Origin of the sequence: Citrobacter sp. Awk 2 (genome assembly GCF_028069815.1) — a bacterium.
Classification (GTDB): Bacteria; Pseudomonadota; Gammaproteobacteria; order Enterobacterales; family Enterobacteriaceae; genus Citrobacter.
Window position 1 is genome coordinate 1 of the sequence record NZ_JANEWL010000068.1, and the last position, 26,134, is coordinate 26,134.

Consider the following 26,134-nt stretch of genomic DNA (forward strand, 5'->3'; position numbering starts at 1 on the left):
ATATATATATTACATAAGCTTCTTTATGTATTAATTGGCGGGAGACAGGCATGAGAACCCTGAAGCATTTTATAAACGGGCAATATGTAGCGGGTAACACAGAAGACACGTTTGAGCTGGTGAGTCCGGTTGACGGTGAAACGTACGCGTTATCGCCTAATGCCGGTGCGACTGAGGTGGCGCTTGCCTACTCGGCGGCCGCGGCGGCATTTAACATATGGAAAAAATCGACACCTGCCCAGCGGCAAAAAGCACTGCTGCAACTGGCGGATGAGATAGAAAAAAATGTTGAACGACTGGTCAACGCGCAAAGCCAGGAAACCGGTCAATTGCGTCATTTTATCGAAAAGGAAGAGATCGCTGCGTCGTGCGATGCGATCCGTTTTTTTGCCGGCGCAGCACGTTGTCTGGAAGGGAAGGCCGCCGGAGAATATTCCGCCGGGTTCACCTCAACGATTCGTCGTGAGCCGTTGGGCATTGTGGGACAAGTCACACCGTGGAATTACCCGTTTATGATGGCGGTATGGAAGATTGCACCGGCGCTTGCCGCTGGCAATACGGTGGTTTTAAAGCCGAGCGATACCACCCCGGTAAGTACGCTGCTCCTGGCTGAACTGGCGGCACCTTTATTTCCGCGAGGGGCGTTTAACGTCGTGTTGGGCAAGGCCAGTACTGGCTCGCTGGTGGTTTCTAACCCGACGGCTTCATTGGTGTCGATTACCGGTTCGGTACGCGCTGGTCTGCAGGTTGCGGCATCAGCAGCAGCTAACCTGACAAAGGCCCATCTTGAACTGGGTGGCAAAGCGCCCGCCGTCGTATTCGCTGATGCAGATATGGACAAGGCGATTACTGCTATCACTACCGCAGGATTTTTCAATGGCGGACAGGATTGTACTGCCGCCACGCGCATCCTGGTGGAAGATTCTGTCTATGCGACGTTCCTGGAAAAACTGATCCAAAAAACGAAAAGTATCAAGTTTGGTCCTCCGCAGGATCAGGATGCGTTATATGGCGCGCTGAATAGCAAAAACCAGCTTGAGCAGGTGAAGGGGTTTATTGAGCGTTTACCTGCACATGCGAAAATTGAAACCGGTGGTCATGCGGGGCCTGGGCCGGGTTTCTACTTTGAACCGACGATAATTTCCGGCCTGCATCAACACGATGAAGCCATTCAACACGAAGTGTTTGGCCCGGTAATGACCATTCAGTCGTTTTCTGGTGATGAAGAAGCGTTGCACAAGGCGAACGATGTGGAATATGGCCTGGCCGCGAGCGTCTGGACCAGCAATCACAGTCGCGCGCAGCGTTTCAGTATTGATCTCGATTTCGGCACAGTTTGGATTAACAGTCATATTCCGCTGTGCGCCGAAATGCCGCACGGTGGATTCAAAAAATCCGGCTACGGAAAAGATCTCTCCTCTTATTCGCTCGATGAGTATACCCGGGTGAAACATATCATGTGTGATATTTCCGAATAACAGGTAATACGATGAAAACATTAAAAATAGCCGTACTTTCATTGGTGATGTTCTCAGGGGTCAGCCTGGCAGAAAGCTCACCGCTGAACACGGTAAAAGCGTATATGGCAGCATGGAATGCGCATAATGCGCCGCTGGCAGCGCAGTACCTGGCGGACGATGCCGTTTATTACGATGCCGCCGCAGGGGAGCCGGTAAACGGGCGGGAAAAAGCTGAAAAAGATGTGATCGGTGCATTTATTAAGGCGGTCCCGGATCTGACCTGGAAAATGGTCGGTAAACCTGTTGCTGATGAAGATACTGTGGCATTTCGTTGGGAATTCTCGGGTAAAAATAGCGGCGAATGGGCGGGAAGCCCGCCGACAAATAATCCGATCAAATTTGAAGGTGTCAGCTATATTCATGTTAAGGCAGGAAAAATCACCTGGCAGGGTGATTATTATGACGCTAAAAAACTGGATGAAGAGCTGAAGCCAGTGAAGTAGTCGGCGGTGTCCTCCTTGTATCTACGAGGGGGGAACCTCTCATTTGTAGTGTTTTTTAGGACAATGTGTCAGTGGCAAAAGGACAAAGTTAATGGCAATTACCCGACGTGATTTTCTCAACGGCGTGGCGGTGACGATCGCTGCGGGACTGACCCCTCTGGATCTGGTCAGAGCGGCAGGAAAGGGGCACGAATTTATTGATGGAAGTTATTATCCGCCGGCGTTAACGGGGCTACGCGGTAACCATCCGGGTTCGTTTGAAATGGCCCATGCGTTAGGCCGTGAACATAAGCACTTTGATTTAAGCGCTCTGCCCGTAGAGGAAGAGTACGATCTGGTGATTGTGGGCGGCGGTATCAGCGGACTGGCCGCAGGTTGTTTCTGGCATGAACTGGCCGGGAAAAACAGCAAGGTGCTGATCCTCGATAACCATGATGATTTTGGTGGTCACGCCAAACGCAACGAATTCACCTCCGCAGGCAAAAAACTTATCGGATATGGCGGAAGTGAAGCCTTTCAATCACCCGCGCATAACTTCAGCCCCGAAGTGAATAAGCTGATGGAAACTGTCGGCGTAAGCGTCACGCGGTTGAAAAAGAGTTTTGACGTTAATTTCTACCCCGACTGGCAGCTTAGTCGCGGCGTCTTCTTCGATAAAAAGAATTTTGGTGAGACGAAAATAGTCAGCGGTGATCCGGGTCGTGCGGTATCCGATGATATTCCGCCAGATCGGCTCAATGGCCGTAATATCGAAGACTTTATCAATGACTTCCCATTGAGTGAGGAAGATCGTAAAGCGCTAATCGATCTGCACGTACGTCCGGTTGATTATCTTCCAGGGATGACGGTTGATGAGAAAACGGAATGGCTGGATACCCACAGCTATAGTGAGTTTCTTTCCACCAGGGTTGGTTTAAGCAAAATGGCGCTGCTCTATTTTCAGCAGCGTTCCAACGATTTCTTTGCCATCGGTATTGAAGGCATATCCGGTAGTGATGCTCGTGCGTGCGCATTGCCGGGAATGGAAGCGTTAGGGCTGCCGCCGCTGGACGGTGAATCGCTGGCCGACCTCGAAGAACCCTATGTCTATCATTTCCCGGATGGCAATGCGGGTCTGGCACGGTTGCTGGTCAGACACATGCTGCCGGGCGCGCTGCCGGGCAAGACCATGGAAGATTCTGTCCTCGCCAGACTGCATTATGAAAAGCTCGATCTGCCGGAAAACTCCACGCGTTTGCGCCTGAACAGCACGGTGATTAATGCGGCGAACGTGGAGGGGGGCGTTGCCGTCACGTATCTTCGTGACGGCAAAATGCATCGCGTGCGCGGTAAGAACGCCATTATGGCGGGCTATAACATGATGATCCCGTATCTGGTACCGGAAACGCCAGAGCAGCAGCAGGCCGATCTCAAACTGAACGTGAAGGCGCCGCTGGTGTACACCAATGTGGTGGTCAAAAACTGGCAAGCATTTAAGCAATTGGGGGTTCATGAGTTTTATTCACCGGCCGCGCCTTATAGCCGAATCAAGCTCGACTATCCGGTCAGTATCGGTGGATACCAACACCCGGCCTCGCCGGACGAGCCCATGGTGATTCATATGGTCTATGTGCCCACGTATCCTGGCAGTAATCTGTCCGCGAGGGAGCAGTTCCGTTTGGGGCGTGCTTATCTGCTGGGGACCACGTTTGCCGCACATGAAGAGATGATCCGTTCTCAGTTGCAGGAAATGTTTGGCTCAACCGGTTTTGACAATCAGCGGGATATCGCGGCCATTACTGTTAACCGTTGGGCGCATGGTTATGCGTATTACGCTAATTCACTGTTCGACGATATGGAAAAAATGCCGGAGATTATTGAGCGGGCGCGTAAACCTATCGGACGTATTGCCATCGCTAACTCTGATGCTGACTGGAGCGCTTATGCTCATGCTGCTATCGATCAGGCATGGCGCGCGGTCAATGAACTCAAGGATATGGGGTGATCTATGCGTAATGTAACCGTTCTAATCGCCTGCCTGTTTACTGCTTCTGTCTCTGCCGCTGAATCTAACGGTGAGTACATCGCAAGGATCTCAGACTGCGTGGCATGCCATACCGCGGAAGGCGGAGCGGCGATGGCGGGAGGCAAGAAGTTCCCCACGCCGGTTGGTGATATCTATTCGACGAATATTACCCCGGATAAGACTCACGGTATCGGCAACTATTCTTACGACGATTTTGAGAAAGCCGTGCGCCAGGGGATTGCCAAAGACGGTCATCCCCTGTATCCGGCGATGCCTTATCCTTCTTACTCGAAACTGTCCGACGCAGATGTTCAGGCGCTGTATAGCTACTTCACGCATGATGTTAAGCCGTCAGCAGAGCCCAATAAAGAGAACGCTATTCCCTGGCTTTTCTCGGCCCGCTGGCCGCTGCATATCTGGAATTGGTTGTTTACCGATGCGCCGACTGCCGCTGTTGAAGACAACAAAGCGGATGATACGGCAGCACGGGTAAAACGGGGGGCTTATCTGGTAGAAGGTCCGGGTCACTGCGGGTCATGCCATACCCCGAGAGGGATGGCGATGAACGAAAAAGCCTATACCAATGCCGATGCTGAGTATCTGAGCGGGGCGATGATCGACGGCTGGTATGCGCCATCGCTACGGGGAACCGGGATGTCTGAGCAGGCGTTAACGTCATTGCTGCTGACGGGGAAAAGCAAACATGCTGCAGTATCGGGATCGATGTCTGAAGTCGTCAGCCAGAGCACACAGTATCTGACGGACGAAGATGCCACGGCGATTGCACAATATTTGTTGAGCCTGAAAAGTGAGAAGACGGAACCGGCACGTACGGTAGCTGCCACGGCCTCCTGGTCGAATTCGCCTGAAGCGGGTAAAGTGACTTACAACCGCTACTGCTCGACCTGTCATGGTCTGGAAGGGAAAGGAACCGATGATAATGCACCTTCGCTCATTCACAACCCGTTAGTGATGGTAGACGACCCAACGCCGTTGTTCAGGGTGATTGCCCACGGCGCAGAAACACCGACGACACGGGGGAATGTCTCCTTTAAGATGCCAGCCTATGGTGGGTTGCTCAGCGACAGCGAAATGCGCGACGTGATCAATTACGTGCGTAAAAGCTGGGGTGAGGGTAATGGTGAGATAAGCCAGGAAGATCTGTCCGGGATTAAAAAAGCCTCACATTAATCTGTGCGATGATACCGGATGGCGCTGCGCTTATCCGGCCTACAAAAATGCGTAATTCGTAGGCCGGATAAGGTGCTTGCACCGCCATCCGGCAGTGCTTACTCGGTGTTTATTCTGATAATACCCGCCAGTCGGGTAAACGCCGCAGCCATCTCATGTTCTTCAATACTGGCAAAGCCCAGTAGCAGACCGCTGCGTTTTTCTTCTTTCACGTAGTAGCGAGAAAGTGGGCGAACCAGAAGACCTTGTGCGTTGGCCTGTTGGGCAATGGCGCTATCATCAGTACCCGCAGGTAGCTGTAAAATCAGATGTAGCCCGGCGTTGCTGCTGTAAGGCCCCAGATAATCCTCACCAAGCTGGCTGACAATGAGCTCTACCAACGTATGTCGTCGGCGGCTATATAATTGGCGCATTTTACGGATGTGCGCCGCATAGTAACCCTCACGAATAAACTCAGCCAGCGCCGCCTGAATCAGGAGATGCCCACCACGATAGAGATCGTTATGTACCTTCATCAGTGGGGCGGCAAGCGGTTTAGGTATCACAACGTACCCGAGCCGCAGTGCCGGATAGAGGGTTTTGCTGAAGGTGCCGATATAGATAACCGGAGCATCTTCTTCCAGCCCCTGCAATGACGGGATGGGTTGGCCGGAAAAACGAAACTCGCTGTCGTAGTCATCTTCCACAATCCAGCTGTGCGTTTCACGTGCCTGATAGAGTAGCTGCCGCCGTCGACCAAGGCTCATTACCGGGCCAAGCGGATACTGATGTGACGGTGTCACAAAAATGAGTTTCGGTGCCGGGTCGACGCAAGCTGGCGGAACCATGCCTTGTTCATCCACCGGGATGGCCGAAAAGTTGACCGCATTGATGCGCAGAATGTTTTTTATTCCCCAGTAACCGGGTTCTTCGATCCACGTATTATCACCAGGATTACATAAAGAGCGAGTTACCAGATCCAACGCCTGGTGAATGCCCTCGGTAATCAATATTTGATCTGGCGTACAGCGTACGCCGCGTGCGGTGCGCAGATAGTCCGCCAGCGCTTCTTTCAGTTCAATCAAACCACCCGTGGCATCGTAGGTGAGAAACTCCGGGCGTAGCCGCCTTGCCAACCGATCCTGAATCTTTTTCAGCGTGCGATGCGGGAAAGAATGCACGTCCGGTACACCAGGAATAAAAGCCCCCCACTGGCGGGGACTGGCGCTGGCATGCCCTAGCAGTTCAAGGCTACGGGCGGACAAACTGGTGTGATCTTCATGTGTCGCAGGTGAAACCAGTTGTTTATTAGGGGCCAGGCCGAGATTGTCCAGCACGCTGTCGGTCACAAATGTGCCGCTGCTGGTGCGCGCGGAGATATAGCCTTCGGCCTGCAACTGCTCGTAAACCCGCAGGACAGTATTCCGTGATAACGCCAACTCACTCGCCAGGTCGCGTGAAGGAGGCATGCGGGTAGCGGGTTTTAGGCTACCCTCGAGGATGCAGCTACAGATGGCGGCATACAGGCGACGATGCAGCTTCTCGTCCGTCTGCTGGCTAAATGCATGCTTGATCACATCTCCGGCAAGTGAACGCATTTGGATCCTTAAAATAAAACGATTTGGCTCTCGATTAAAGTACCAGATGGCGTCTAAATTTAAAGGGTAATTCAACCAATTGTGTTTATGGACAAGGTGTAGAGAATGAACAATAAAAACCTGCAACAACGTCGTCTGGATGCCACCCCACGTGGCGTGGGTGTGATGTGTGATTTTTATGCCCAGTCGGCTGAAAACAGCACGATTACCGATATAGAAGGCAATCAGTATATCGATTTCGCCGCCGGGATAGCCGTGCTGAACACCGGGCACCGCCATCCTCGTCTGGTGCAGGCCGTTGAAGCGCAACTGCAAGCCTTTACCCATACGGCTTATCAGATTGTTCCCTACGAAAGCTATGTGTCGCTGGCGGAGAAAATCAACGCCGTGGCGCCAATTGACGGTAAGCGTAAAACGACATTCTTTACTACCGGGGCTGAGGCCGTGGAAAATGCGGTTAAAATTGCCCGCGCTCACACCGGTCGCCCTGGCGTTATCGCCTTTGGCGGTGGTTTCCACGGGCGGACATACATGACGATGGCATTAACCGGCAAAGTGGCGCCATACAAAAAAGGCTTCGGCCCGTTCCCGGGGTCCGTTTACCATGCGCCGTATCCTTCTGCGCTGCAGGGGATTTCAACTGCAGACTCGATTAAAGCGATAGAACGTTTGTTTAAAGCGGATATCGATCCGGGCCAGGTCGCTGCGATTATCTTCGAACCCGTTCAGGGTGAAGGCGGCTTTGTTGTCGCACCGGCGGAGTTTGTCGCGGCAATTCGCCGTATCTGCGATGAGCATGGCATCGTGATGATTGCCGATGAGGTGCAAAGTGGTTTCGCCCGTACCGGGGAGCTGTTTGCGATGGATCACTATGCGGATAAAGCAGACCTGATGACCATGGCGAAAAGCCTTGCGGGTGGGATGCCATTGTCGGGTGTTGTAGGCAAAGCCGATATTATGGATGCACCTGCGCCGGGGGGACTGGGGGGGACTTACGCCGGAAACCCGCTATCGATTGCGGCAGCTCATGCGGTGCTGGATATTATTCGTGATGAAAAGCTGTGCCAGCGTGCAGCAGCGCTTGGCGAGCAACTGCGTGCTGTGCTGACCGATGCGCGTGCAGCGTGTCCTGAACTTGCTGAAGTGCGGGGATTAGGCTCGATGATTGCCGCTGAATTCTGCGATGCAGCCACGGGTGAACCCAGTGCCACCGTCGCGCAGCGCGTGCAGAAAAAAGCGCTTGAACAGGGGCTGCTGCTGTTAACGTGCGGTCAGTATGGCAACGTGATCCGCTTCCTGTACCCACTGACTATTCCGCAGGATCAGTTTGCAAAAGCGTTAGAGATAATCAAAACGTCGATGAAGTAATCTCGTTCAAAACCGATCGTGTGTAAAGCCGACAGTAGCCATTACCGTCGGCTTTTTTGTTGTCACCCATTCGCCAATCCCTTTCGTTATATATTTACATATATATCGATTAAGCCTATCTTATTCATCATACAAATATAATAAACGTGCCCCGCAAGAGAAGGCGCTTGTGTTAGCGACCGCCAGTCTTTCTATCTAACGAATTGAATCAACACATGTTAAATTGCAAAATCACCCCAATTGCCTCCGGGTTGCTGACTTTTTCTTGTCTTGCTGCCCCCCTGTCGGCCCATGCTGATGACACCATTACCGTGACTGCCTCCGCGCCTGCTCAATCTTCGTTTCCCGAGCAGGAGCCTGCGGCGGCTGAAAAAAAGGCGACGATCGGTAGCCTGGGCCAGCGAGAGTTAATTGATGTTCCGTGGTCGGTACAAACACTGTCGAAAAAGGTGATTGATCAGCAACAAATCAAAGATGTTAAGGATGTTTATCGCTACATACCGTCCGTTCAGGGAGAGGGTGTTCGACCACAAACCCGTGGCATGCAAGGGAGCGTGGTGCAAAACCATATGATTGATGGGCTGAATGCCGTTTCCACCACCGAATATCCGACAGAGCAGTTCCAGAATATAGACGTACTGAGCGGTATTGCGGGTTCACTATACGGGCCAGCCAACCCGGCGGGGATGTTTAATCTGGTCTCGAAACGCCCTCTGGATACGCCACTGCATCGGGTTACCGTAGGGCAAGGTACAGGGTCAGGAACGCTGGCATCAATGGATTTCAGCGGGCCTGTCGACGAGGGAGACAGAGTGAAGTACCGCCTCAACCTGATGAATGATGAAGGGCACAGTTACACCACCGATAGTCATGTTCGTCGGCAGTACGCGGGGTTGGGCCTGGATTTTCAGTTGACCGAGAAAACCGTGCTGGAGAGTAATTTCAGCTATTACCATTATTACGAAAAAGGCATGCCGGGCAGCTTTGCGCTGGCAAAAGGCGTGCAGTTTCCTTCGGCATTCGATCCGACTAACAGTAAATATGGTCAGTCGTATGCAGGTCATGATGATGAAACGACCACCGCGGACATGCACATCAAGCATGATTTTGACGGTAACTGGATGCTGGATCTGGGGGCCTTGCACCAGGTGGCTGACCGCGAATCGACGGCGGTAACCAATACCCTGACGGATAATCGGGGTCACTACACCACCACGACCTCGAATTCAGCGGCCAGTCGTTTTACGATCAACAGCTATTTAGCGAACCTGACCGGCAGCATTGATTCCGGCTGGTTGACGCAGGATATCGCGACCGGAATGCGCGGATTTGTATGGAAAAACTATAACCCGAGAAATGGGGGAACCTTTACGCTGGGGCATTCTTCACTTGATCAACATCCCGACTATCCACGCCCGCCTTATCCTGACTTTACTCATCGCTATCATTCGGCGACCACTACGCAGCATGCATTTCTGTTAAGCGATACGCTGCATTTCACTCCGCAATGGAGTTTGTTGCTGTCAGGTAGCGAAAACCTGTTTACCGTCAGCAACTATAACAAATCCGGTCATGAAACCAGTCACCAAAAGGATAACGGCATGAGCGGCTCCACCAGCCTGATGTATAAACCGGTTGAGAACGTCACGCTGTACACCACCTGGGCTGACAGTTTGCAGCAGGGGGATACCGCACCGGCCGGGGCCAGCAACGCAGGACACGTACTGGATCCGTATCGCAGCCATCAGGTGGAGGTGGGGGCAAAATATGCGCCCGTCAAAGATCTGCTGCTCACCGCTGCACTATTTGAAGCAAAACGTCCCTTTGCTTATACCAACGACAACGGTGAATTTGCTCAGGACGGTTCGCAGAAAAACCGCGGGCTGGAACTGATGGCTGATGGGCATATCACGGAAAATTTACGGGTGTTAGGGGGAGCCGCCTGGTTGGACCCCATGCTGCACAACACTGCCGCCAGTACTGCAGATGGTAAGCAGGTTGTCGGCTTGCCACGCTTTACCTCGAATGTGCTGGCAGTCTATAGCATTGAACAGGTTCAGGGACTGGATGTGGATGCCAACGTGCATTACGTCGGACGTCGGGCTACCGATAACGCGAATGATACCTGGGTAGGCAGTTATACCACGGTGGATATTGGTAGCCGCTATGCCACCAGACTGTGGAACACACCCACGACTTTCCGGTTTGATATCACCAACCTGACCGACCGCCGCTACTGGACCAACATTGTCCCCGGCGCGTTGACGGGTTATACGGGGGCCGGGGCGGCCAGTGCGCAACTTGGCGCCCCCCGTCAGGCGCAGATTTCTGTTCAGGTTGATTTTTAAGGATTGCTGATGAAAACGTGCCACACATGGCTGCTCTGTGTGTGGCTGGCATTTCCCGCCTTGGCCACGCGTCAGGTTGTGGATGATGCCGGTCACACTGTCACCGTCCCCACACAGGTTCAACGTATTGCGGATAGCTGGTTTGCCCATCACTCGGTGCTGATGACGCTGGGGGCGGGACGTCAGATTGTCGCCACCGTCAACCATCCACAGAGCCAGCCGTGGATGTTCAAAATAAACCCATCGCTTAATCAGGCCTTACAAATTCACGGGACATCATTTAATAGCGAGGCTCTGCTGGCTCTGCATACCGACGTACTGTTTGTCGCAAAGGGCAAGGGGGATGCGCAGAGCTACAACCAGGCGGGTATCCCGACGCTGGAAATGGCATTTACTGATTATCCGTCGATGGAAAAGTCGGTCACGACCACGGCGGACGTGTTGGGTACGGACCAGGCGCGCGCCAGGGCGGTGGCATATAATCAATTTTTAACCCGCACTATTGCGGATGTTCACGCTAAAACAGCGACGTTAGCGGAAAATCAGCGCCCGCGGGTTCTGCACATTCAGTCGCTAAACCCACTGAAAGTCGACGGTAGAAACACGTTGATTGATACCTGGATTGCGCTCTCGGGTGGGCGGAACGTCGCCGGGGAAGTGGACGGTAACATGAAAGAAGTCTCACCCGAACGGGTGCTGTATTGGCAGCCGGAGGTGATTATTCTCGGGGCGGGATGTGGCGATATTGCCCGTTCACCTTATGCCGCATTGTTCAAAGAACTTAACGCGGTGAAACGGGGCAAAGTCTGGCGCAATCCGGCGGGCGTCTTCCCCTGGGATCGCTATGGAACCGAAAGCGCGTTGCAGTTGCTGTGGGCCGCGTCAAAACTGCATCCAACACTGTTTAGCGGTCTGGATATGGTGAACGTAACCCGCGATTTTTACCGCCAGTTTTTTGATTATTCGCTTAGCGAGGCGCAGGCGATGCGGATTTTAGCCGGGCTACCCCCACAGGAGTAAAACGGGAAGCGCGGGCGGGCAAATGCAGGCCAGTTCAGGGTTACACGCTGTATTTGCCGTGACGAACCGCGTGGAGGTATACCGTGCCTGGCGATAATGGGTTGCCAGTTATCACGTTATATAATTTAATGCATATCGAATTTTTCCCAGTCCAGATGGTATCTATGTTAACGCTTCGCTCTTTTGTGCTGGTTTGCGCCAGCATGTTTTTTGCCTTTTCCGCGCAGGCGGATCGTACTATCACCGATCAGCTTGGGCGTCAGGTTACGATCCCTGACCATGTCGATAAGGTGGTTGTTCTGCAACACCAGACGCTGAATATACTGGTGCAACTGGATGCTGCGCAGGATATCGTCGGCGTGATGTCGAGCTGGAAAAAACAGCTTGGGCCTGAGTTTGCCCGGTTCATGCCGACAATAACTACGCTGCCTACGCCTGGCGATCTCACCAGCGTGAATATCGAAAGTCTGCTGGCGATTCATCCGCAGGTGGTGTTTGTCGCCAACTATGCGCCCGCCGAGATGATCCAGCAGATTCAGAATGCCGGTATCCCGGTGGTGGCTATCTCGTTACGTCAGGATATTGCCGGGCAACAGAATAAAATGAACCCGACGATGGCTGATGAAGAGCAGGTCTACAACGAAGGTTTAAAGCAGGGGATCCGCCTGATTGCGGATGTGGTAGGGCGTAAAACGCAGGCGGAAACGCTGATCAATTACGTCTTTACGGCGCGAGCAAAATTCAATGCACCAGTTGCAGCCATACCGGAAGCGCAAAAGGTTCGCATTTATATGGCTAACCCTGACCTTATGACCTACGGTTCCGGGAAATACACCGGCCTGATGATGCAACATGCGGGTGGGTTAAATGTGGCGGCGGCCAGCGTGAAAGGCGCACGTCAGGTGGCGCTTGAGCAGGTGCTGGCGTGGAACCCGCAGGTGATTTTTGTTCAGGATCGATATCCGCAGGTGGTCACAGAGATCCAAAACGATCCTAACTGGCAGGGCATTGATGCGGTGAAAAATCATCGTGTCTGGTTGATGCCTGAATATGCCAAAGCCTGGGGCTATCCAATGCCGGAAGCGTTGGCGATAGGTGAGCTGTGGATGGCTAAAAAACTTTACCCGGATGCCTATAAGAATGTCGACGTGGATGCGCAGGCGCAGGATTACTACCAACGTTTTTATCGTGTGAACTGGCAGTCTGATGCTGCTAAGTAAACGGGGTTTCCCCCTGCAATCATTACTGATAGTAGGGGTGTTGGTGCTGGGGGTTAGTTCGCTGTGTCTCGGACAATATCCGCTGTCGCTACGTGAAGTGTTTTATCAACTCACCCATTTTGGCGATGCGCAGGATATTGCCAGTCAGGTGATATGGACGGTCAGACTACCGCGTATTCTGATGGCGTTGCTGGCGGGTGGCGCGCTGGGATTGTGTGGTGCTACCTTGCAAGGGGTGTTTCACAACCCATTGGTCGACCCGCACATCATAGGCGTAACCTCGGGGGCGGCCTTCGGTGGGACGCTGGCCATTCTGCTGGGCCTTGAGCCGTGGCTGATGATGGGGTCAACCTTCTTCTTCGGTCTGGCGGCGCTCATTCTGGTGTATGCCATTGCGGCCTTACAGGGGCTGGAAAATACGCTGGTGCTGATCTTGTCTGGCATCATTTTAAGTGGTTTTTTTGCCGCGTTGGTGAGCCTGATTCAATACCAGGCCGATACGGAAGAAACCTTGCCCAACATCGTATTCTGGCTGCTGGGCAGTTTTGCCACGGCTAACTGGCATAAAGTCCTGCTGCTGGCGATCCCGGTATCTATTGCGGCGACGATGTTGTACCAGTTGCGCTGGCGGATAAATCTGTTATCGCTCAATGATAAAGATGCTAAAGCGCTGGGCGTGGCGGTGGTCCCGCTGCGGCGTAGCGTACTGGTGTGCTGCGCGTTTTTAGTTGCCGCTCAGGTGGCGGTCAGCGGCAGCATTGCCTGGGTCGGGCTGGTTATTCCCCATCTTGCGCGGCTGCTGGTGGGTGTTGATCATCGTCGCTTGCTCCCGTGTGCATTCTGGATGGGGGGCGGTTTTATGATTGCGGTCGATGATATCGCCCGCACCCTGATGCATGCGGAAATACCGCTGGGGATCATCACCGCGTTGCTCGGCGCACCGCTGTTTGCCTTCTTACTCATTCGTACCAGTCGTCGGGGGAAACAATGACATCTGTTGCGCTCAGCGTGAATCAGCTTAGCTATGGCTATCGCTCTCCATTGTTTGACCCCCTCACTTTTCAGTGTGAGCAAGGCCAGATCTGGGCGGTGCTTGGGCGAAACGGTCTGGGCAAGAGCACGCTGCTGGATACGCTTACGGGCACGCGACCCGCACTGGGCGGGAGTATTGACGTTCATGGGGGGATAGGCATTGTGGCCCAGCATTGCCATCTGCCGTTTCCCTATACGGTGAGCGATGTGGTGTTGATGGGGCGGGCGCAGCACGTAAAATTGTTTGCTCAGCCCAGCCGTCAGGATCAACAACGGGCGGAGCAGGCGCTGGAACAGCTAAACATTGCGCATCTCGCCGCCACATCGTTTAGCTCACTTTCTGGTGGTCAGCAGCAACTGGTGATGATTGCCCGCGCTCTGGTTACGGAATGCCAGACGCTGTTGCTTGATGAGCCATGTTCAGCGCTGGATCTTGCTAATCAGCAGGTCGTGCTACAGCTCATCAGCGATTTGGCTCACCGGCAGGGCTGTAGCGTGCTTTTCTCGACGCACGATCCGTTGCACGCCTTACAGATTGCAACCCATACGCTGCTGTTGCTTCCCGAGGGCAAATGGCTGGCAGGGCCGACAGACGGCGTGGTGACAGAAGACAATCTGTTCCAGGCCTATGGCCTGCCATTGCGAAAATTTAGTGTGGAAAACTATCAGACTCCGTTTATTGCGCCGCTGTTTGCGATCCAGCGTTAACGGGCAAGAAACCGGCGGCGGTCAGCAACGCCTGACCGTCGTGGGCAAGCATAAATTTAACCAGTCTCATCACTTCCTCAGAAGCATCGAGCACCGCGAGTTGGTATTCACACAAGATGTTCTGTGCAGCAGGAATAGCAACGTAGCGAACATCGGACTGTGAACCGAGTGCTTTTGCATAATGCGCGTAACCAATAAACAGATCGGCCAACCCCTGGCGAAGAATCCAACTGCTTGCCAACTCACCAGGCGGGATGCTGAGCGTATCGCGGCCGCCAACCAGTGGCAGGGCGCGTGCACGAAGCTGTCGTCCAAGGCCCGGTTCCAGTGCATCCATGTTGTCGAATAATGCCCAGGTATAATCACCGGAAGGGTCGCAACCCGGTGTGGATGTGCCAATACGCAGTACCGGGTCGCGAAGTAAATCCAGCCATTCACCGCGCCGGTTGGTGACCAGACCCAGTTGATTCCAGCACAGTGTATGCGTGGAAACGGCCTGGCGTGTGTCCAGTAGCCGTTGCGGATGTGCCCGATTTGCACTGGCGAACAGTGCACACGGTTCCCCGGCTTCAATACGCTCGCGTAGCAACCCTGCCGGGCCATAGCCAACGTTGACCTCAATGCCGCTAAGGCGGGTGAACTGATTGAGCAGTGGGGTAAATGCCAGTCGTAAACTTCCCGCAGCAAGGAGGGTGATTGAAGAGGGCATGAAATCTGATCTCTGGGCTATGGCGGTTAGGCGAAGAAGATGAATGATACGCTCTGTACAAGGGATTTTGAAGGCATCTGGTGACGCGGTTCCGCTTGTATCATTTGGTGTCGTAGTCACATTCATCGGGGTATTTGATCCAGGGTGCGGTGGGATGCTGACGCTATCTTTTTTTGTTCTATGCTTTGACCGTAATGAAAAGATCCTGAACGGGAACGGAAGAGGGCATGCGTGCAGGGGGAAGACAAATGACAATCTTGTGTAAGACCTGCGGGACGTCCTATGACGATGCGCAAGGGGCGATAACGCATTGCAAAATCTGCGAAGATGAGCGCCAGTATGTTCCCGTTAGCGGGCAATCATGGATCGATCCAGCCGTGCTTCACGCGACGCATACGAATAAATGGCAGCAGCATGAGCATTTGCTACTGAGCATTCAGACTGTGCCACGGTTTGCCATTAATCAGCGGGCATTTTTGCTACGCACCCCACAGGGGAATGTGCTCTGGGATTGTATTGCGAATCTGGACCCGGCCACGCAGACGCTCGTCACCGCGCTGGGTGGGTTGAGCGCTATTGCTATTTCGCATCCTCACTACTACTCCACGATGCAGGATTGGGCGGCAGCATTCGATGCACCAATCTATCTGCATGCTGACGATCGCCAGTGGATTATGCGTGACAGTCCCTCTATTCGGCTATGGGAAGGCGATGTGCATAAATTGCTCCCTACCGTGACGTTGTTACGCCTGGGCGGACATTTTGCGGGGGGGAGTATTATGCATATTGATGATGGAGAGGGGATAATCCTCGCGGGCGATATTCTGCAGGTCACCCCCGGTGCGGATGCAGTGTCGTTTATGTGAAGCTACCCCAATATGCTGCCATTGTCGGCAAGCGCGGTTATCCACATTATGCACGCGTTGCAGGATGTCAGATTCGACCGACTCTATGGTGCATTTGAAGGTCAGGATATTAAATTTAATGCCAGACAGATTGTGGAGCGATCGGTGCAGAAGTATCTTACTTGTCTGCGCAAAGAATAGGGCGAATTTCAGGAGAACGTTTGAGAATTTTCGAAGTAGAAAAGCACCAAATCAAAGGGATATGATTTGGTGCGTCCGAGTGGACTCGAACCACCGACCCCCACCATGTCAAGGTGGTGCTCTAACCAACTGAGCTACGGACGCAAATGGTGCGTTCAATTGGACTCGAACCAACGACCCCCACCATGTCAAGGTGGTGCTCTAACCAACTGAGCTATGAACGCAACGTTGTAGGTGACAACGGGGACGAATATTAGCGGCACAGACCGAATGAGGCAAGAGGGAATTAGCATTTTTCTGCATGTTTTCACGCGATTGCAGAGTAATTAAGCAAGTTGATTATATTTTGTTGATTTTGCAGCGTGTTTTTTATTCAGACAGCGAACTGGAGCAGACAGGGTCGGATTGAATTACAGGGGCGCTCAGACTTTATGCGCGGTAAGAATAGTGGTTTCTATTTTCTCTGGGGTAGTGAAGGGATAAAACGCTTGAGCGGCTTGCCGTCACGCCCGATCAGGAACGTAGTAAAATTTCACTTGATCCGCCCACCCAGCGCGGCGGATAATTCGTCTTTCAGGTAACGAAATACCGAGTGCGTAGCGGCACCGTTGACTTCCACTTTCTCAAACATCGGGAAGCCCACACTGTACATTCCATCATTTATATTAACCAACCTGACGAGCGTTCCATTCGTCGCGCGTGATTTCCCAAAGTTCAGAATCCAGCAACCCGCTGACATACTCTTTTTTTTCCGTCTTGATAAGCCGCATGCCGCTACTGTCTGATATACGTTTGGAACGGATATTGAGAGATGCTTTCGGCGCACGCAATACCGTCTTATTTAACGTATTAAACCAGTAATCCGTAGCGACATTACTGGCCTCACGCATAAAACCCTGCCCCTGATATTCCGGATCTAACTCCCAGCGTGGATAAAGCACCTGAATCTGCGAGGCATCTTCGGCTTCTAATGGTTTTAACAGCAAGCGTTCCGTATGGAGTTTTGGTATTTTCATATGCGCTTTTCCTACTTGAGCAAGATAAGAGAATCAATGTAGGGAGGATTTTGAAAAAATATTAATAACCAGAACCCCAGCACAAATAAGAAGCATGCCTGCGATCGCCGGAAAATCAAGTTTTTGCCCACTGACCAACCAGCCCAAAAGGCTGATTAATACGATTCCAGCACCTGACCAAATTGCGTACGCAATACCCGTCGGAATGGTCGACAGAGTCTGGGAGAGAAGATAAAAGGCGGTGCAGTAGCACACAATAGTTGCTACAGATGGCCATAGGCGTGTGAATCCGTCAGAGAACTTCATCAGGGTTGTACCTATGACTTCAGCTACGATGGCCCCGGCAAGGAAAATGTATGAATTCAAAATCTGATCCTATGTGACAATCTAAAGCAAATATCGTAGCACAAAGGGGTGGGTGAGTTTGAACACAACCCAAACTACTACTGAAACGTCCGTTTCATGGCATCTGGCGAAGCACTGCAAGGTCCGCTTTGAGCGGGAGCAGATATTCAATGGGGATATAAAATGTAGCTAGTAAAACCGTCAACAAGTAATCTGGCAACTCGTGAAACGTGCGCCATCAGTATTGCTGCTTTATCGCGTCTATAAATGTATAGGAGGGTTCAATGTCTTCAGCTTTTCAACATCGTTTCATTCTTACAGGTGGTCCAGGGTCAGGCAAAAGCACGATAATTGATACGATTAAAAAACGAGGGTTTTGGTGCTCTAAAGAAGCGGGAAGAGGCGTTATACAAGATCAGGTGAACATAGGTGGCAATGCATTACCGTGGGCCAACCAGACTGCATTTGCAGAGCTCATGCTATCCTGGGAAATGCGTTCGTGGCACGAAGCTGAAGGGCAAACACAACCATGCTTATTCGACCGTGGTGTTCCTGATGTTGTAGGTTATTTAAGCCTTTCTGAACTTACCATACCGAGGCATTTGGAAAATGCCATCGAGAAATTTCGCTATAACCGAACTGTATTTATTGCACCACCCTGGCGTGACATATATGTACAGGATACAGAGCGTAAACAATCTTTCGATATCGCCATAGCGACATATCAGGCAATGGTGAAAACATACCGTACGTATGATTATCAGTTGATTGAATTGCCATGTGTTTCTGTAGAGGAACGTGTGGATTTTATCCTTTCCAGGATGGTACGTTGATAAAATATCAACTACGCGTAATGACGAATCACCATACCTGAATTTGTCGCATTCCAGTGAATATACAACTTCCGTTCCTGGCACGGAGTGGACTAACTAACGGATCTGAAGGTCCGCTGTGAGCGAGGAGCGGACGCTGCCTCAATCTCAATTTCCTAATCAGCATGCTTGCATTCATCATGCGAGCGAATACTGACAGCGACATTCACGGGTTACTACAGGTACAGTCCGGTTGAATAAGCGACTCGCTGTTGCCTTATGAAGGAGACACCTCGGGGAGTATCGACTGAACTCTGTTTAATGGATGCTGCTAGAAAAACTACAAGTTTAATGATGAGAGCGGTTCTAAAACTTAAGATACTCCCGGGCGCCAGACAAATCATTGCACGATGACAACACTCCAGACAAAACCTTACACTGCTATCCCTTGTACATTTATAAAGATTGTTTATGATTCGTGGGCTATGAATATCTTGGTATCCTATGCGTAATCGTCAGCTTCTTGGTAAATGGTTTTTGATATTGACCTGCGTGGCCATGGCTATCTGCCTTGCCCAGCGGGCGGTCTATCTCCACCATTTTTTACAGGACGCTACCCATCAGGTCCAGCCGTTAACAACGCCTGCTGTCTCAGCTGGGCAAGATGCTGATGAAAGTCAGCATGGCCCTTCCCCCTGTCAGATTAGCGGATGCTCTCTGCTCTGCACGCAACCCGTCTTCTTTGACGGTGCCTTGCCTGCCGTCATCATATTCCTGGCTCTGCTTCAGCTTTTCGCAGAGGTTCGTACTTACGTATTCAGGGATGAACCAGTCCGGCCCCCAACACTTCGAATCCATCTCGTAAACTGTGTTTTCCGTGAATGAATAATCGTTTTAAACACGATTAATTTTTTAATTTACGGAGAAAAAAATGTTGAATATCTTCAGGAGGATTGTCTTCCTGTTGCTGACCTGCATGGGCGTCGCGCATGCAGCAGACACAGGATGGCTGACATCCCCACAAAATGACCATGCCCGAATTCGCTTCCAGGCTGAGAGAAGTAAAGATCATATCTATGGCCTGCTTTATGTCGATCTAGCCCCTGGCTGGAAGACCTACTGGCGTTCGCCGGGGGAGGGTGGCGTCGCCCCTCAAATCACCTGGAAAAATGGTGAGCAGGCTCAGTGGTACTGGCCAGTACCCTCGCGTTTCGAGATTTCAGGCCTGACAACGCAGGGTTATCACAAGCACGTCATCATCCCCATGATTATCACCGGGGACCCGGATGACGTGCTTGATGGTACGCTCACGTTATCCACCTGCAGCAACGTGTGTCTTTTAACCGACTATAAGCTTCATCTGGACTTTAATCAGCCTGTTGACGAAGGTTTTCAGGATGCCTTTGAGCATGCAATGAGAACTATCCCGGCAGATAAAGGACTGTCGGATGATCTCTCCGCGCATCTTGTCGGTGGGAATCTGGTGATCACCGGTACAGCTACGGGCGACTGGAAAACGCCTGGTATTTACTTTGATCCACTGGATGGGGGAATCATTCCTGGCGATCCCGATATTCACAGTGAGGGTTCCAGCATCAGGATCACGGTTCCGGTCACCGATGAATGGGGGGAAAAACCGGTAACATTGGCCGGAAAAAATCTGTCGTTTGTCCTGACAAATGACGGGAAAGCCCAGCAGACCACCCTCGCTGTTGGGGCAGATGAACAATCGGCAGACTCAACGCAGCAATCGCAGGGGGAACCAGCGCTTCAGCTAGGGAAAATACTCTTTTTCGCACTACTGGGGGGATTAATCCTCAACCTCATGCCCTGTGTATTACCAGTCATGGGGATGAAGCTCAGCTCCGTGCTTCACTCAGGATCGGATAAGAGTAAAGTCAGATTGCGATTCCTTGCCACCAGTGCAGGTATCCTGACCTCCTTTGCCCTTTTGGCCACGATGGTCACCCTTCTGAAGTTAACAGGTTCCTCTCTTGGCTGGGGAATTCAGTTTCAGAATCCCTGGTTTATTGGCTTAATGGTCGCTGTTACCTTTATTTTCTCGATGAATCTCTTCGGGGTATTCGAGATGCTGCTACCTTCATCCGCTGTCGGCCGGATGGCGACTGCTGGTGGATCCGGAATAGTGGGAAGCTTCTGTGAAGGGGTTTTTGCCACCCTGCTGGCAACACCTTGTTCCGCCCCTTTCCTCGGAACCGCCGTTGCTTTTGCCCTTGCTGCCCCTCTTCAGGAACTCTGGTTAATCTTCCTGGTCCTTGGGTTGGGAATGGCTTTACCCTGGTTGTTCGTTGCCTTAATCCCGAAAACGGCAATGCTGCTTCCTCGACCTGGGCGCTGGATGAATACATTAAAAGTGGTGCTCGGTTTAATGATGCTGGCCTCCAGCTTCTGGCTGGCAACGCTTTTGAGCCTTCATCTGGGCGGCACTGCCAGCGGTCTTATTGCCCTGTTATTGACTGTAGTGGCGCTTATCGCATTCTTGATTACCGACAAGAAAACGACGCCAGTCTTCTGGCTGGTTGTCATCGCGCTGGCCGCCTTTGGCGGGTATCAGATTAGAGGTCTCATTGAGGGGGAATCAATGACCTCTTCGTCTGATGCATCTTCTCAGCAGATTAACTGGCAACCTCTGAGCGAGGAAGCCATACAAAATGCACTTGCAGAGGGCAAACGAGTCTTTGTCGATATCTCGGCTGACTGGTGTGTCACATGTAAGGTCAATGAGCATCGGGTTTTAAATCAACCGGAAATCATCAGTGCGCTTAACCAACCCGACGTAGTGGCGCTGCGCGGTGACTGGAGTAAACCCTCCGGACTCATCACCCGCTTCCTGCAGAAAAGAAACAGTTACGCCATTCCTTTTAACGAAGTCTATGGCCCTGGGACACCTCAAGGCGAGGTCCTTCCTCCGCTGCTTGATAAACCAACCGTTCTTACTGTCCTCACCCAGGCCAAAGGTTAATTGCTATGAAAAAAACACTACTCACTCTCATTCTCCTCTCCACATCTATGCAGGCATCGGCCTCTTCTCCGCTTACCGCGGCCCAGGAGGCTCGTGTACAGGAACTTGTTCAGGAGACGCTGCTTAGCCATCCGGAGATACTTGCCGCGGCCGCTGAAAAGCTCGATCAGCAAAATATGCAAGCCGGGCAGGAGCAGATGAAGAAAGTTATTTCACAGTACAGCGATTTTATTTTTCATGACCCCAATTCACCGCACATTGGCGCTCAAAATCCGAAACTGACGCTGGTCGTTTTTACGGATTACAACTGCCCTTACTGCAAAAAGTTCGATCCTTACCTGGAGAAGATCGTTGAAAAATATCCAGATGTTGCTGTGGTATTCAAATTCTTGCCATATCGTTCCGAAAGTTCGGTCACCTCGGCAAGGGACGCATTAACCGTATGGCGTGCGCACCCTGAGCAGTTTATGAAATTTAACGATATTCTGATGGCGAAAAAGGGATATCACGATACAGCCAGCATTGAGGAAGCGAAAAAGAAAGCGGGTGTCATTGTGGGAACACCTGACGAACAAAGCCTGGAGACAATTAAGAAAAGCCTTTCTATCGCCGAGAAGTTAGGCATCCAGGGAACACCGGCAACGCTGATTGGCGATGAAATGCTATCTGGCTGGATCCCTTTTGAACAATTCGATGCCATGGTCAGCGATGCGCTGAAAAAACAGTAATAAACATCTGGGGGAGCGATCCCCCAGAACATCGAGACGATATGATGAAATATATTATGTTAATGGCGGCCTGGATGATTCCAGGGCTGGCCTTTTCCGAGGTTTCCGTCCCTCAGATAGTCAAAAATTTCGGAGAGCAGCAAGGGATAACTATCATCAAAGAAATAGATTCGCCCGGGGGTGTTAAAGGTTGGGTAGGCAAGTATCAGGATATGGGGGTAACCTTGTTTTTAACTCCTGATGGCAAACACGTTATCTCGGGGTATCTTTATGATGAAAAAGGTAAAAATCTGAGTGAAGAGTATTTCAAAAAAGAGATTTATGTCCCTTTAGGCCGCGAAATGTGGAAAACGCTGAATAGTGCCCATCCCCTCAAGGAAGGTGTTGATTCTGCTCCCAGGAAAGTCATTGTCTTTGCCGATCCATTCTGCCCCTATTGCAAAGAGTTCTGGTCCGAAGCACAGCCATGGGTAAAAACAGGTAAGGTACAGCTGAATACACTCCTAGTCGCTTTTCTAAACCCCAAAAGCGGCAGAAATGCGACAGCGATCCTGAATGCCAGCGATCCGGTAACTGCATGGAAAGAGTATGAGCTTTCTGGTGGTAAAAAATTACCTCGCTTTGACGGTGTCACTCCCCGAGAAACGTTTAGTCTTCTTCAGTACCACCAAAAACTGATGGATGACTTAGGGGCTAGTGCGACTCCGGCAATCTACTACATGAATGATAGTAATGAGCTACAGCAGGTTATCGGCATGCCTGACGCAGGGCAACTGGTCGATATGTTCGGTCCAAAACCCTAAATAAATCACTGGTAGCGCCAGTAGGCGTGTTCAGGGACCGATTCCCTTTGGTACGGATCTGGCGCTATTTTTTACACTCGTTTAATTGCCACAACTTCACTAACCATTTTTTAAGCTTGCGTATAAGTGCCAACGTCTGTTCTTGGCACAGAACGGACCAATCTACTGGTTGTCAGGTCCGCTGTGAGCGGACAGCGGAAGTTCGAATTTTTATGAAGGCATTACTTAAATCGTAGCGTGTTAAACAAAGGGGGCAGTTCGCCCCCGGTTCTTTCCGCAAATTGATGTAAAACACTACTGAAGAGCTTTAAACAACGCCTCAATATGAATATCAACCGTGTCCAGTGCTTTAACAGGTAACTCTGTACCCGCGAACAAAAGGGGAAGCTCTGTGCATCCCAGAATGATGGCCTCAATGCCTTCATCCTGATACATCCGCTCAATGATCGCGGTAAACGTGTCTCGCGTCTGTGACTTAATAATGCCTCTTTCGAGTTCATCGTGGATTTTTTCTGCGATGTAATCAACCTCGTCAGCATGCGGGATGACCACCTGGATGCCTACTTCAGTGAAAGGCCGTTTGAAGAAGTCACCCTCCATTGTAAATCGTGTTCCCACGAGACCTACTTTTTTCAGGCCCAGAGTCTGAACTTCTGCACAAGTGGACTCGATAATGCTGACAAGAGGAACTTTTGTACACGACTGGAGTTCATTGAAGACGATGTGTGGTGTGTTACCGGTCAAGGCGACGACTTCAGCCCCGGCGGCCACCAGATTCCCGACAGCCTTGGCCAGGTACTTCGTCAGCGCTTCATAATCTTTCCGTCCACACATGGTCAGGACGTCATATACATTGATACTTTCAATAGTTAGAGACGGGAAGAATGTATCGCCAATTCTTTTGTTAGCTTCATAAACAAATTTGCGATAGTAGAGCAATGTTGATTCTGGTCCGGTGCCGCCGATTAATCCAAGTTTTTTCATTTTACCCTCAATAGCTCCCGTATTAATCAAACGTGACCATTTTGCGATGATCAACAAGCGCTTGAGACTAGCTGGGAGGCTGGTAGCTGTTTAAATGGAGTAAATAAATTAAAAAACATGTAGATTCATTTCAATTGAATAAAATAGAATCCAATTTTCAATTATGGTGAAAATATGGATATAGCTGACTTCCGAACCATCATAGCACTGGTAGAAACAGGTACTATTACTGCAGCAGCAAATTTGCTCTGCCGAGTCCCCTCCGCAATAACTACTCGCGTTCAGAACCTGGAGATCCAGCTCGGAACCACATTGTTTGTAAGGTCTGGTCGTAGGTTTCTTCCGACAAATGAAGGCCAGGTGCTTTATAACAATGCATTGAAGATTATCGAGCTGGTTACCTTAGCAGAACAGCAGATGGTAAAGCCGGTGCCTGGCGGTCGGTTCCGACTGGGTGCGCTCGACAGTATGGCCGCAACAAGGTTGCCTGAGCCGCTGGCGCGCCTTTACCAGCAACATCAATCAGTAAAGGTGGAGCTGGTTACCGGGATAAGCCGCACACTGCTCGATGCAGTGCTTAGCCACGAACTTGATGCAGCCTTCATTGCCGACGCGCCGGCTAATGACAGACTGGAACGCATGGTTGTTTACAAGGAAGAACTGGTTATTATTGCCGCAGCAAATTTCCCGCTGATACGTTCTGCTGCCGATTTAGCTCACACAACGTTGCTGGTATTCAGTGACGGTTGCTCCTATCGCGACCGGCTAACAACCTGGTTCAGAGAGGCTGGGATCAGACCTTACAGGCTGGCAGAAATGTCCTCCTACCATGCCATTCTGGGGGGTGTCAGTGCAGGAATGGGGGCGGGGGTGATACCAACACCAATCCTCGATACGTTTCCGACACAGGAACTCATCACAATCCATCCCTTTGAAAGTGAAAACAGCCAAATAACAACGGAACTGATATGGCGTAAGGGAGGGCTCACGGCTAATACCTGTGCCCTGATTGATATCTTGTCTTCAAACATTGGAATTGCCTGACAACTGCAACTAGTTTTGGATTATGACCGCCTGACAGTGTCTGCAATGTTGAGATCCCTACTGAGTGAAATGATACTACTAACTTTTTCCACCCTGCCATACGCCAATGCCCGGCTTTAATCCGCTCCCCGTTTGTTAAGCTAAAACTATCAACATCCGCTTCTGGCACGGAGCGGCCGGTCACACGCTAGACAGTGATCCCCATGATCCTGATGACGCTCTGCTGTGAAGCAGTTTTGAAATAGTCGCTTTTAATTAAGGTCATGCCCTGTTTGCGGTAGAAATTACAGGCGCGTTCGTTCTGTTCAAGAACCTCCAGCCATACAAAGTCTTTCCCCCTGGCCCGGGCCAGCTCTTTGACGGTGTCAAACATGACCTGACCGTAACCTTTATGGGTGTCAGCAGGATCAAGATAGAGTTTGTTAAGCAGCATCCCTGATATATTCGTATCAGGGATGCTGCTTTCATAGGTCACTTTCGCAAAACCAATTGGCCTATCGGTCTCTGCAACATACCAACAAACCGCTTGCTCTTTCAGGCTCTGTTCCAGCTCGTCCAGAGAAAATTCGCTTGCTAAAAAAGCTTCCAGTTCAGACTCAGACTCCCACAGATGTTCGAAGTGTGCGCGGTAGATGCGGTAACCCAGCGCATTAAGCAACATCGCGTCGGCCGGTGTGGCTTCACGGATTTGTAATGACATGAATGATACCCGTCCTGGTAATAAATTAACGATTACTGAACTATATCAAAATTGTCAGTGATACAGTGGTATGCGAATATTTCAGAGGCTTATCAGTATGAAGATTGTTTTTATCCCTGCGTTGATCGTCGTCCTGATTAATAAAGAACAGGACATGGGGCGGGAATTGATCCGCGATGAGGTTGAGTCCATCCGCGATGGCGCTACAGCCATCTGCCTGTCGGCCGAAGCAGCTGAGGATATAATCAGAGAGCGCGGCTACCGCGATATTGATCCTGAGAATGTCTGGCGCGAGTGGCTGGCGTATAAAGCTGACTGAATGTCGATGGGAACTCGCTGCTTTAGTGGCATAGGAAAATTGTGCACTTACACGGATGCGTATACTCCGCGCCAGGCGTGGAGCTGAGGGGCAACTTTGATATGACCTTGACAGATGGATGGGAGAGTTTTTGGGGGCAGATTTGGGGGCATTTTTTGGGGCAGGGACATGAAAAGGGAGACATTAATAGCTGCTATAACCCGCTATTAACTG

Annotated in this window: 23 protein-coding genes, 2 tRNA genes and 2 pseudogenes; 18 read left to right on the forward strand and 9 right to left on the reverse strand. The window is 51.3% G+C overall.

The window, feature by feature from the left end; all coding sequences use genetic code 11:
* Positions 1–50 precede the first annotated feature (50 nt).
* The 4 genes from NNO02_RS16050 to NNO02_RS16065 all read left to right on the forward strand — a co-directional run bounded on the left by NNO02_RS16050 (position 51) and on the right by NNO02_RS16065 (position 5,159).
* Positions 51–1,478, forward strand: a complete 1,428-nt coding sequence (locus NNO02_RS16050) for a gamma-aminobutyraldehyde dehydrogenase (RefSeq protein WP_271455232.1) — start codon at positions 51–53, stop codon at positions 1,476–1,478.
* Between the two features lie 11 nt (positions 1,479–1,489).
* On the forward strand, positions 1,490–1,963 hold the full coding sequence (locus NNO02_RS16055; RefSeq protein ID WP_271455233.1) for an ester cyclase: 474 nt from the start codon (positions 1,490–1,492) through the stop codon (positions 1,961–1,963).
* A 91-nt stretch (positions 1,964–2,054) separates the two neighbouring features.
* Positions 2,055–3,947 carry an NAD(P)-binding protein gene (locus NNO02_RS16060; RefSeq protein ID WP_271455234.1) on the forward strand — a complete coding sequence of 631 codons (1,893 nt, stop codon included), beginning with the start codon at positions 2,055–2,057 and terminating at the stop codon, positions 3,945–3,947.
* A gap of 3 nt (positions 3,948–3,950) precedes the next feature.
* Positions 3,951–5,159, forward strand: a complete 1,209-nt coding sequence (locus NNO02_RS16065; RefSeq protein WP_271455235.1) for a c-type cytochrome — start codon at positions 3,951–3,953, stop codon at positions 5,157–5,159.
* A 98-nt stretch (positions 5,160–5,257) separates the two neighbouring features.
* Here NNO02_RS16065 and pdxR read toward each other — a convergent pair whose 3' ends face one another.
* Entirely contained in the window at positions 5,258–6,736 is a 1,479-nt protein-coding gene (gene pdxR / locus NNO02_RS16070; protein WP_271455236.1) for a MocR-like pyridoxine biosynthesis transcription factor PdxR, read from the reverse strand.
* A gap of 105 nt (positions 6,737–6,841) precedes the next feature.
* Between pdxR and puuE the strand changes: the two genes are divergently transcribed.
* The 6 genes from puuE (at position 6,842) to NNO02_RS16100 (ending at position 14,432) form a co-directional block, all read left to right on the forward strand.
* On the forward strand, positions 6,842–8,104 hold the full coding sequence (gene puuE / locus NNO02_RS16075) for a 4-aminobutyrate transaminase (protein WP_271455237.1): 1,263 nt from the start codon (positions 6,842–6,844) through the stop codon (positions 8,102–8,104).
* A gap of 215 nt (positions 8,105–8,319) precedes the next feature.
* Positions 8,320–10,452 carry a TonB-dependent receptor gene (locus tag NNO02_RS16080; RefSeq protein WP_271455238.1) on the forward strand — a complete coding sequence of 711 codons (2,133 nt, stop codon included), beginning with the start codon at positions 8,320–8,322 and terminating at the stop codon, positions 10,450–10,452.
* 9 nt (positions 10,453–10,461) lie between these two features.
* Positions 10,462–11,472: an ABC transporter substrate-binding protein gene (locus NNO02_RS16085; protein WP_271455239.1), complete on the forward strand. Its 1,011-nt coding sequence runs from the start codon at positions 10,462–10,464 to the stop codon at positions 11,470–11,472.
* 164 nt (positions 11,473–11,636) lie between these two features.
* Complete coding sequence (locus tag NNO02_RS16090) at positions 11,637–12,692, forward strand: ABC transporter substrate-binding protein (RefSeq protein ID WP_271455240.1); 1,056 nt, start codon at positions 11,637–11,639, stop codon at positions 12,690–12,692.
* Positions 12,679–13,683 (forward strand): FecCD family ABC transporter permease, encoded by a 1,005-nt coding sequence (locus tag NNO02_RS16095; protein ID WP_271455241.1) that lies wholly within the window; start codon positions 12,679–12,681, stop codon positions 13,681–13,683. Before NNO02_RS16090 ends, NNO02_RS16095 begins: the two co-directional genes overlap by 14 nt.
* The gene (locus NNO02_RS16100; protein ID WP_271450247.1) at positions 13,680–14,432 is read left to right on the forward strand and encodes an ABC transporter ATP-binding protein; all 753 of its coding nucleotides are present in this window, start codon (positions 13,680–13,682) and stop codon (positions 14,430–14,432) included. Before NNO02_RS16095 ends, NNO02_RS16100 begins: the two co-directional genes overlap by 4 nt.
* On the opposite strand, the gene NNO02_RS16105 is transcribed toward NNO02_RS16100, so the two are convergent.
* A complete protein-coding gene (locus tag NNO02_RS16105) occupies positions 14,401–15,141 on the reverse strand; it encodes a substrate-binding domain-containing protein (protein ID WP_271455242.1) in 741 nt (246 codons plus the stop codon). The two genes, NNO02_RS16100 and NNO02_RS16105, sit on opposite strands and share 32 nt — an antisense overlap.
* Before the next feature lie 248 nt (positions 15,142–15,389).
* Between NNO02_RS16105 and NNO02_RS16110 the strand changes: the two are divergent.
* A pseudogene (locus tag NNO02_RS16110) lies at positions 15,390–16,187 on the forward strand (MBL fold metallo-hydrolase).
* Between the two features lie 67 nt (positions 16,188–16,254).
* Here the strand turns inward: NNO02_RS16110 and NNO02_RS16115 are convergent.
* From NNO02_RS16115 to NNO02_RS16135, 5 genes and pseudogenes are all read right to left on the reverse strand, one after another.
* A tRNA-Val gene (locus tag NNO02_RS16115) sits at positions 16,255–16,331 on the reverse strand.
* Between the two features lie 3 nt (positions 16,332–16,334).
* Positions 16,335–16,411 (reverse strand) — tRNA-Val (locus NNO02_RS16120).
* 198 nt (positions 16,412–16,609) lie between these two features.
* Positions 16,610–16,836 (reverse strand): annotated as a pseudogene (locus tag NNO02_RS16125) (glutathione peroxidase); the annotation flags it as partial.
* Positions 16,837–16,852: 16 nt separating this feature from the next.
* The gene (locus NNO02_RS16130) at positions 16,853–17,203 is read right to left on the reverse strand and encodes a GNAT family N-acetyltransferase (RefSeq protein WP_271455243.1); all 351 of its coding nucleotides are present in this window, start codon (positions 17,201–17,203) and stop codon (positions 16,853–16,855) included.
* Between the two features lie 33 nt (positions 17,204–17,236).
* Positions 17,237–17,569, reverse strand: coding sequence for an EmrE family multidrug efflux SMR transporter (locus tag NNO02_RS16135; protein WP_271450243.1), 333 nt, complete (start codon positions 17,567–17,569; stop codon positions 17,237–17,239).
* A 263-nt stretch (positions 17,570–17,832) separates the two neighbouring features.
* Between NNO02_RS16135 and NNO02_RS16140 the strand changes: the two genes are divergently transcribed.
* The 5 genes from NNO02_RS16140 to dsbG all read left to right on the forward strand — a co-directional run bounded on the left by NNO02_RS16140 (position 17,833) and on the right by dsbG (position 22,874).
* Positions 17,833–18,381 carry an AAA family ATPase gene (locus NNO02_RS16140; protein WP_271455244.1) on the forward strand — a complete coding sequence of 183 codons (549 nt, stop codon included), beginning with the start codon at positions 17,833–17,835 and terminating at the stop codon, positions 18,379–18,381.
* Positions 18,382–18,864: 483 nt separating this feature from the next.
* The gene (locus tag NNO02_RS16145) at positions 18,865–19,245 is read left to right on the forward strand and encodes a hypothetical protein (protein ID WP_137383279.1); all 381 of its coding nucleotides are present in this window, start codon (positions 18,865–18,867) and stop codon (positions 19,243–19,245) included.
* A 46-nt stretch (positions 19,246–19,291) separates the two neighbouring features.
* Positions 19,292–21,343 (forward strand): protein-disulfide reductase DsbD family protein, encoded by a 2,052-nt coding sequence (locus tag NNO02_RS16150; protein WP_271455245.1) that lies wholly within the window; start codon positions 19,292–19,294, stop codon positions 21,341–21,343.
* Positions 21,344–21,348: 5 nt separating this feature from the next.
* Positions 21,349–22,071: a DsbA family protein gene (locus tag NNO02_RS16155; protein ID WP_271455246.1), complete on the forward strand. Its 723-nt coding sequence runs from the start codon at positions 21,349–21,351 to the stop codon at positions 22,069–22,071.
* 44 nt (positions 22,072–22,115) lie between these two features.
* On the forward strand, positions 22,116–22,874 hold the full coding sequence (dsbG, locus tag NNO02_RS16160) for a thiol:disulfide interchange protein DsbG (RefSeq protein ID WP_137383449.1): 759 nt from the start codon (positions 22,116–22,118) through the stop codon (positions 22,872–22,874).
* A 294-nt stretch (positions 22,875–23,168) separates the two neighbouring features.
* Here dsbG and NNO02_RS16165 read toward each other — a convergent pair whose 3' ends face one another.
* Entirely contained in the window at positions 23,169–23,858 is a 690-nt protein-coding gene (locus tag NNO02_RS16165) for an aspartate/glutamate racemase family protein (RefSeq protein WP_271455247.1), read from the reverse strand.
* Between the two features lie 174 nt (positions 23,859–24,032).
* Between NNO02_RS16165 and NNO02_RS16170 the strand changes: the two genes are divergently transcribed.
* Positions 24,033–24,902 carry a LysR family transcriptional regulator gene (locus tag NNO02_RS16170; protein WP_271455248.1) on the forward strand — a complete coding sequence of 290 codons (870 nt, stop codon included), beginning with the start codon at positions 24,033–24,035 and terminating at the stop codon, positions 24,900–24,902.
* 187 nt (positions 24,903–25,089) lie between these two features.
* Here the strand turns inward: NNO02_RS16170 and NNO02_RS16175 are convergent, their stop codons facing one another.
* Entirely contained in the window at positions 25,090–25,602 is a 513-nt protein-coding gene (locus tag NNO02_RS16175; protein ID WP_271440601.1) for a GNAT family N-acetyltransferase, read from the reverse strand.
* Positions 25,603–25,699: 97 nt separating this feature from the next.
* Between NNO02_RS16175 and NNO02_RS16180 the strand changes: the two genes are divergently transcribed.
* Positions 25,700–25,921 carry a hypothetical protein gene (locus tag NNO02_RS16180; RefSeq protein ID WP_271455249.1) on the forward strand — a complete coding sequence of 74 codons (222 nt, stop codon included), beginning with the start codon at positions 25,700–25,702 and terminating at the stop codon, positions 25,919–25,921.
* The last annotated feature ends 213 nt before the right edge of the window (positions 25,922–26,134 follow it).

What these genes read in the sequence shown, in the direction of transcription:
- NNO02_RS16050 (WP_271455232.1), top strand. Translation starts at nt 51, where the DNA reads ATGAGAACCCTGAAGCATTTTATAAACGGGCAATATGTAGCGGGTAAC.
- NNO02_RS16055 (WP_271455233.1), top strand. Translation starts at nt 1,490, where the DNA reads ATGAAAACATTAAAAATAGCCGTACTTTCATTGGTGATGTTCTCAGGG.
- NNO02_RS16060 (WP_271455234.1), top strand. Translation starts at nt 2,055, where the DNA reads ATGGCAATTACCCGACGTGATTTTCTCAACGGCGTGGCGGTGACGATC.
- NNO02_RS16065 (WP_271455235.1), top strand. Translation starts at nt 3,951, where the DNA reads ATGCGTAATGTAACCGTTCTAATCGCCTGCCTGTTTACTGCTTCTGTC.
- pdxR (WP_271455236.1), bottom strand. Translation starts at nt 6,736, where the DNA reads ATGCGTTCACTTGCCGGAGATGTGATCAAGCATGCATTTAGCCAGCAG.
- puuE (WP_271455237.1), top strand. Translation starts at nt 6,842, where the DNA reads ATGAACAATAAAAACCTGCAACAACGTCGTCTGGATGCCACCCCACGT.
- NNO02_RS16080 (WP_271455238.1), top strand. Translation starts at nt 8,320, where the DNA reads ATGTTAAATTGCAAAATCACCCCAATTGCCTCCGGGTTGCTGACTTTT.
- NNO02_RS16085 (WP_271455239.1), top strand. Translation starts at nt 10,462, where the DNA reads ATGAAAACGTGCCACACATGGCTGCTCTGTGTGTGGCTGGCATTTCCC.
- NNO02_RS16090 (WP_271455240.1), top strand. Translation starts at nt 11,637, where the DNA reads ATGTTAACGCTTCGCTCTTTTGTGCTGGTTTGCGCCAGCATGTTTTTT.
- NNO02_RS16095 (WP_271455241.1), top strand. Translation starts at nt 12,679, where the DNA reads ATGCTGCTAAGTAAACGGGGTTTCCCCCTGCAATCATTACTGATAGTA.
- NNO02_RS16100 (WP_271450247.1), top strand. Translation starts at nt 13,680, where the DNA reads ATGACATCTGTTGCGCTCAGCGTGAATCAGCTTAGCTATGGCTATCGC.
- NNO02_RS16105 (WP_271455242.1), bottom strand. Translation starts at nt 15,141, where the DNA reads ATGCCCTCTTCAATCACCCTCCTTGCTGCGGGAAGTTTACGACTGGCA.
- NNO02_RS16130 (WP_271455243.1), bottom strand. Translation starts at nt 17,203, where the DNA reads ATGAAAATACCAAAACTCCATACGGAACGCTTGCTGTTAAAACCATTA.
- NNO02_RS16140 (WP_271455244.1), top strand. Translation starts at nt 17,833, where the DNA reads ATGTCTTCAGCTTTTCAACATCGTTTCATTCTTACAGGTGGTCCAGGG.
- NNO02_RS16145 (WP_137383279.1), top strand. Translation starts at nt 18,865, where the DNA reads ATGCGTAATCGTCAGCTTCTTGGTAAATGGTTTTTGATATTGACCTGC.
- NNO02_RS16150 (WP_271455245.1), top strand. Translation starts at nt 19,292, where the DNA reads ATGTTGAATATCTTCAGGAGGATTGTCTTCCTGTTGCTGACCTGCATG.
- NNO02_RS16155 (WP_271455246.1), top strand. Translation starts at nt 21,349, where the DNA reads ATGAAAAAAACACTACTCACTCTCATTCTCCTCTCCACATCTATGCAG.
- dsbG (WP_137383449.1), top strand. Translation starts at nt 22,116, where the DNA reads ATGAAATATATTATGTTAATGGCGGCCTGGATGATTCCAGGGCTGGCC.
- NNO02_RS16165 (WP_271455247.1), bottom strand. Translation starts at nt 23,858, where the DNA reads ATGAAAAAACTTGGATTAATCGGCGGCACCGGACCAGAATCAACATTG.
- NNO02_RS16170 (WP_271455248.1), top strand. Translation starts at nt 24,033, where the DNA reads ATGGATATAGCTGACTTCCGAACCATCATAGCACTGGTAGAAACAGGT.
- NNO02_RS16175 (WP_271440601.1), bottom strand. Translation starts at nt 25,602, where the DNA reads ATGTCATTACAAATCCGTGAAGCCACACCGGCCGACGCGATGTTGCTT.
- NNO02_RS16180 (WP_271455249.1), top strand. Translation starts at nt 25,700, where the DNA reads ATGAAGATTGTTTTTATCCCTGCGTTGATCGTCGTCCTGATTAATAAA.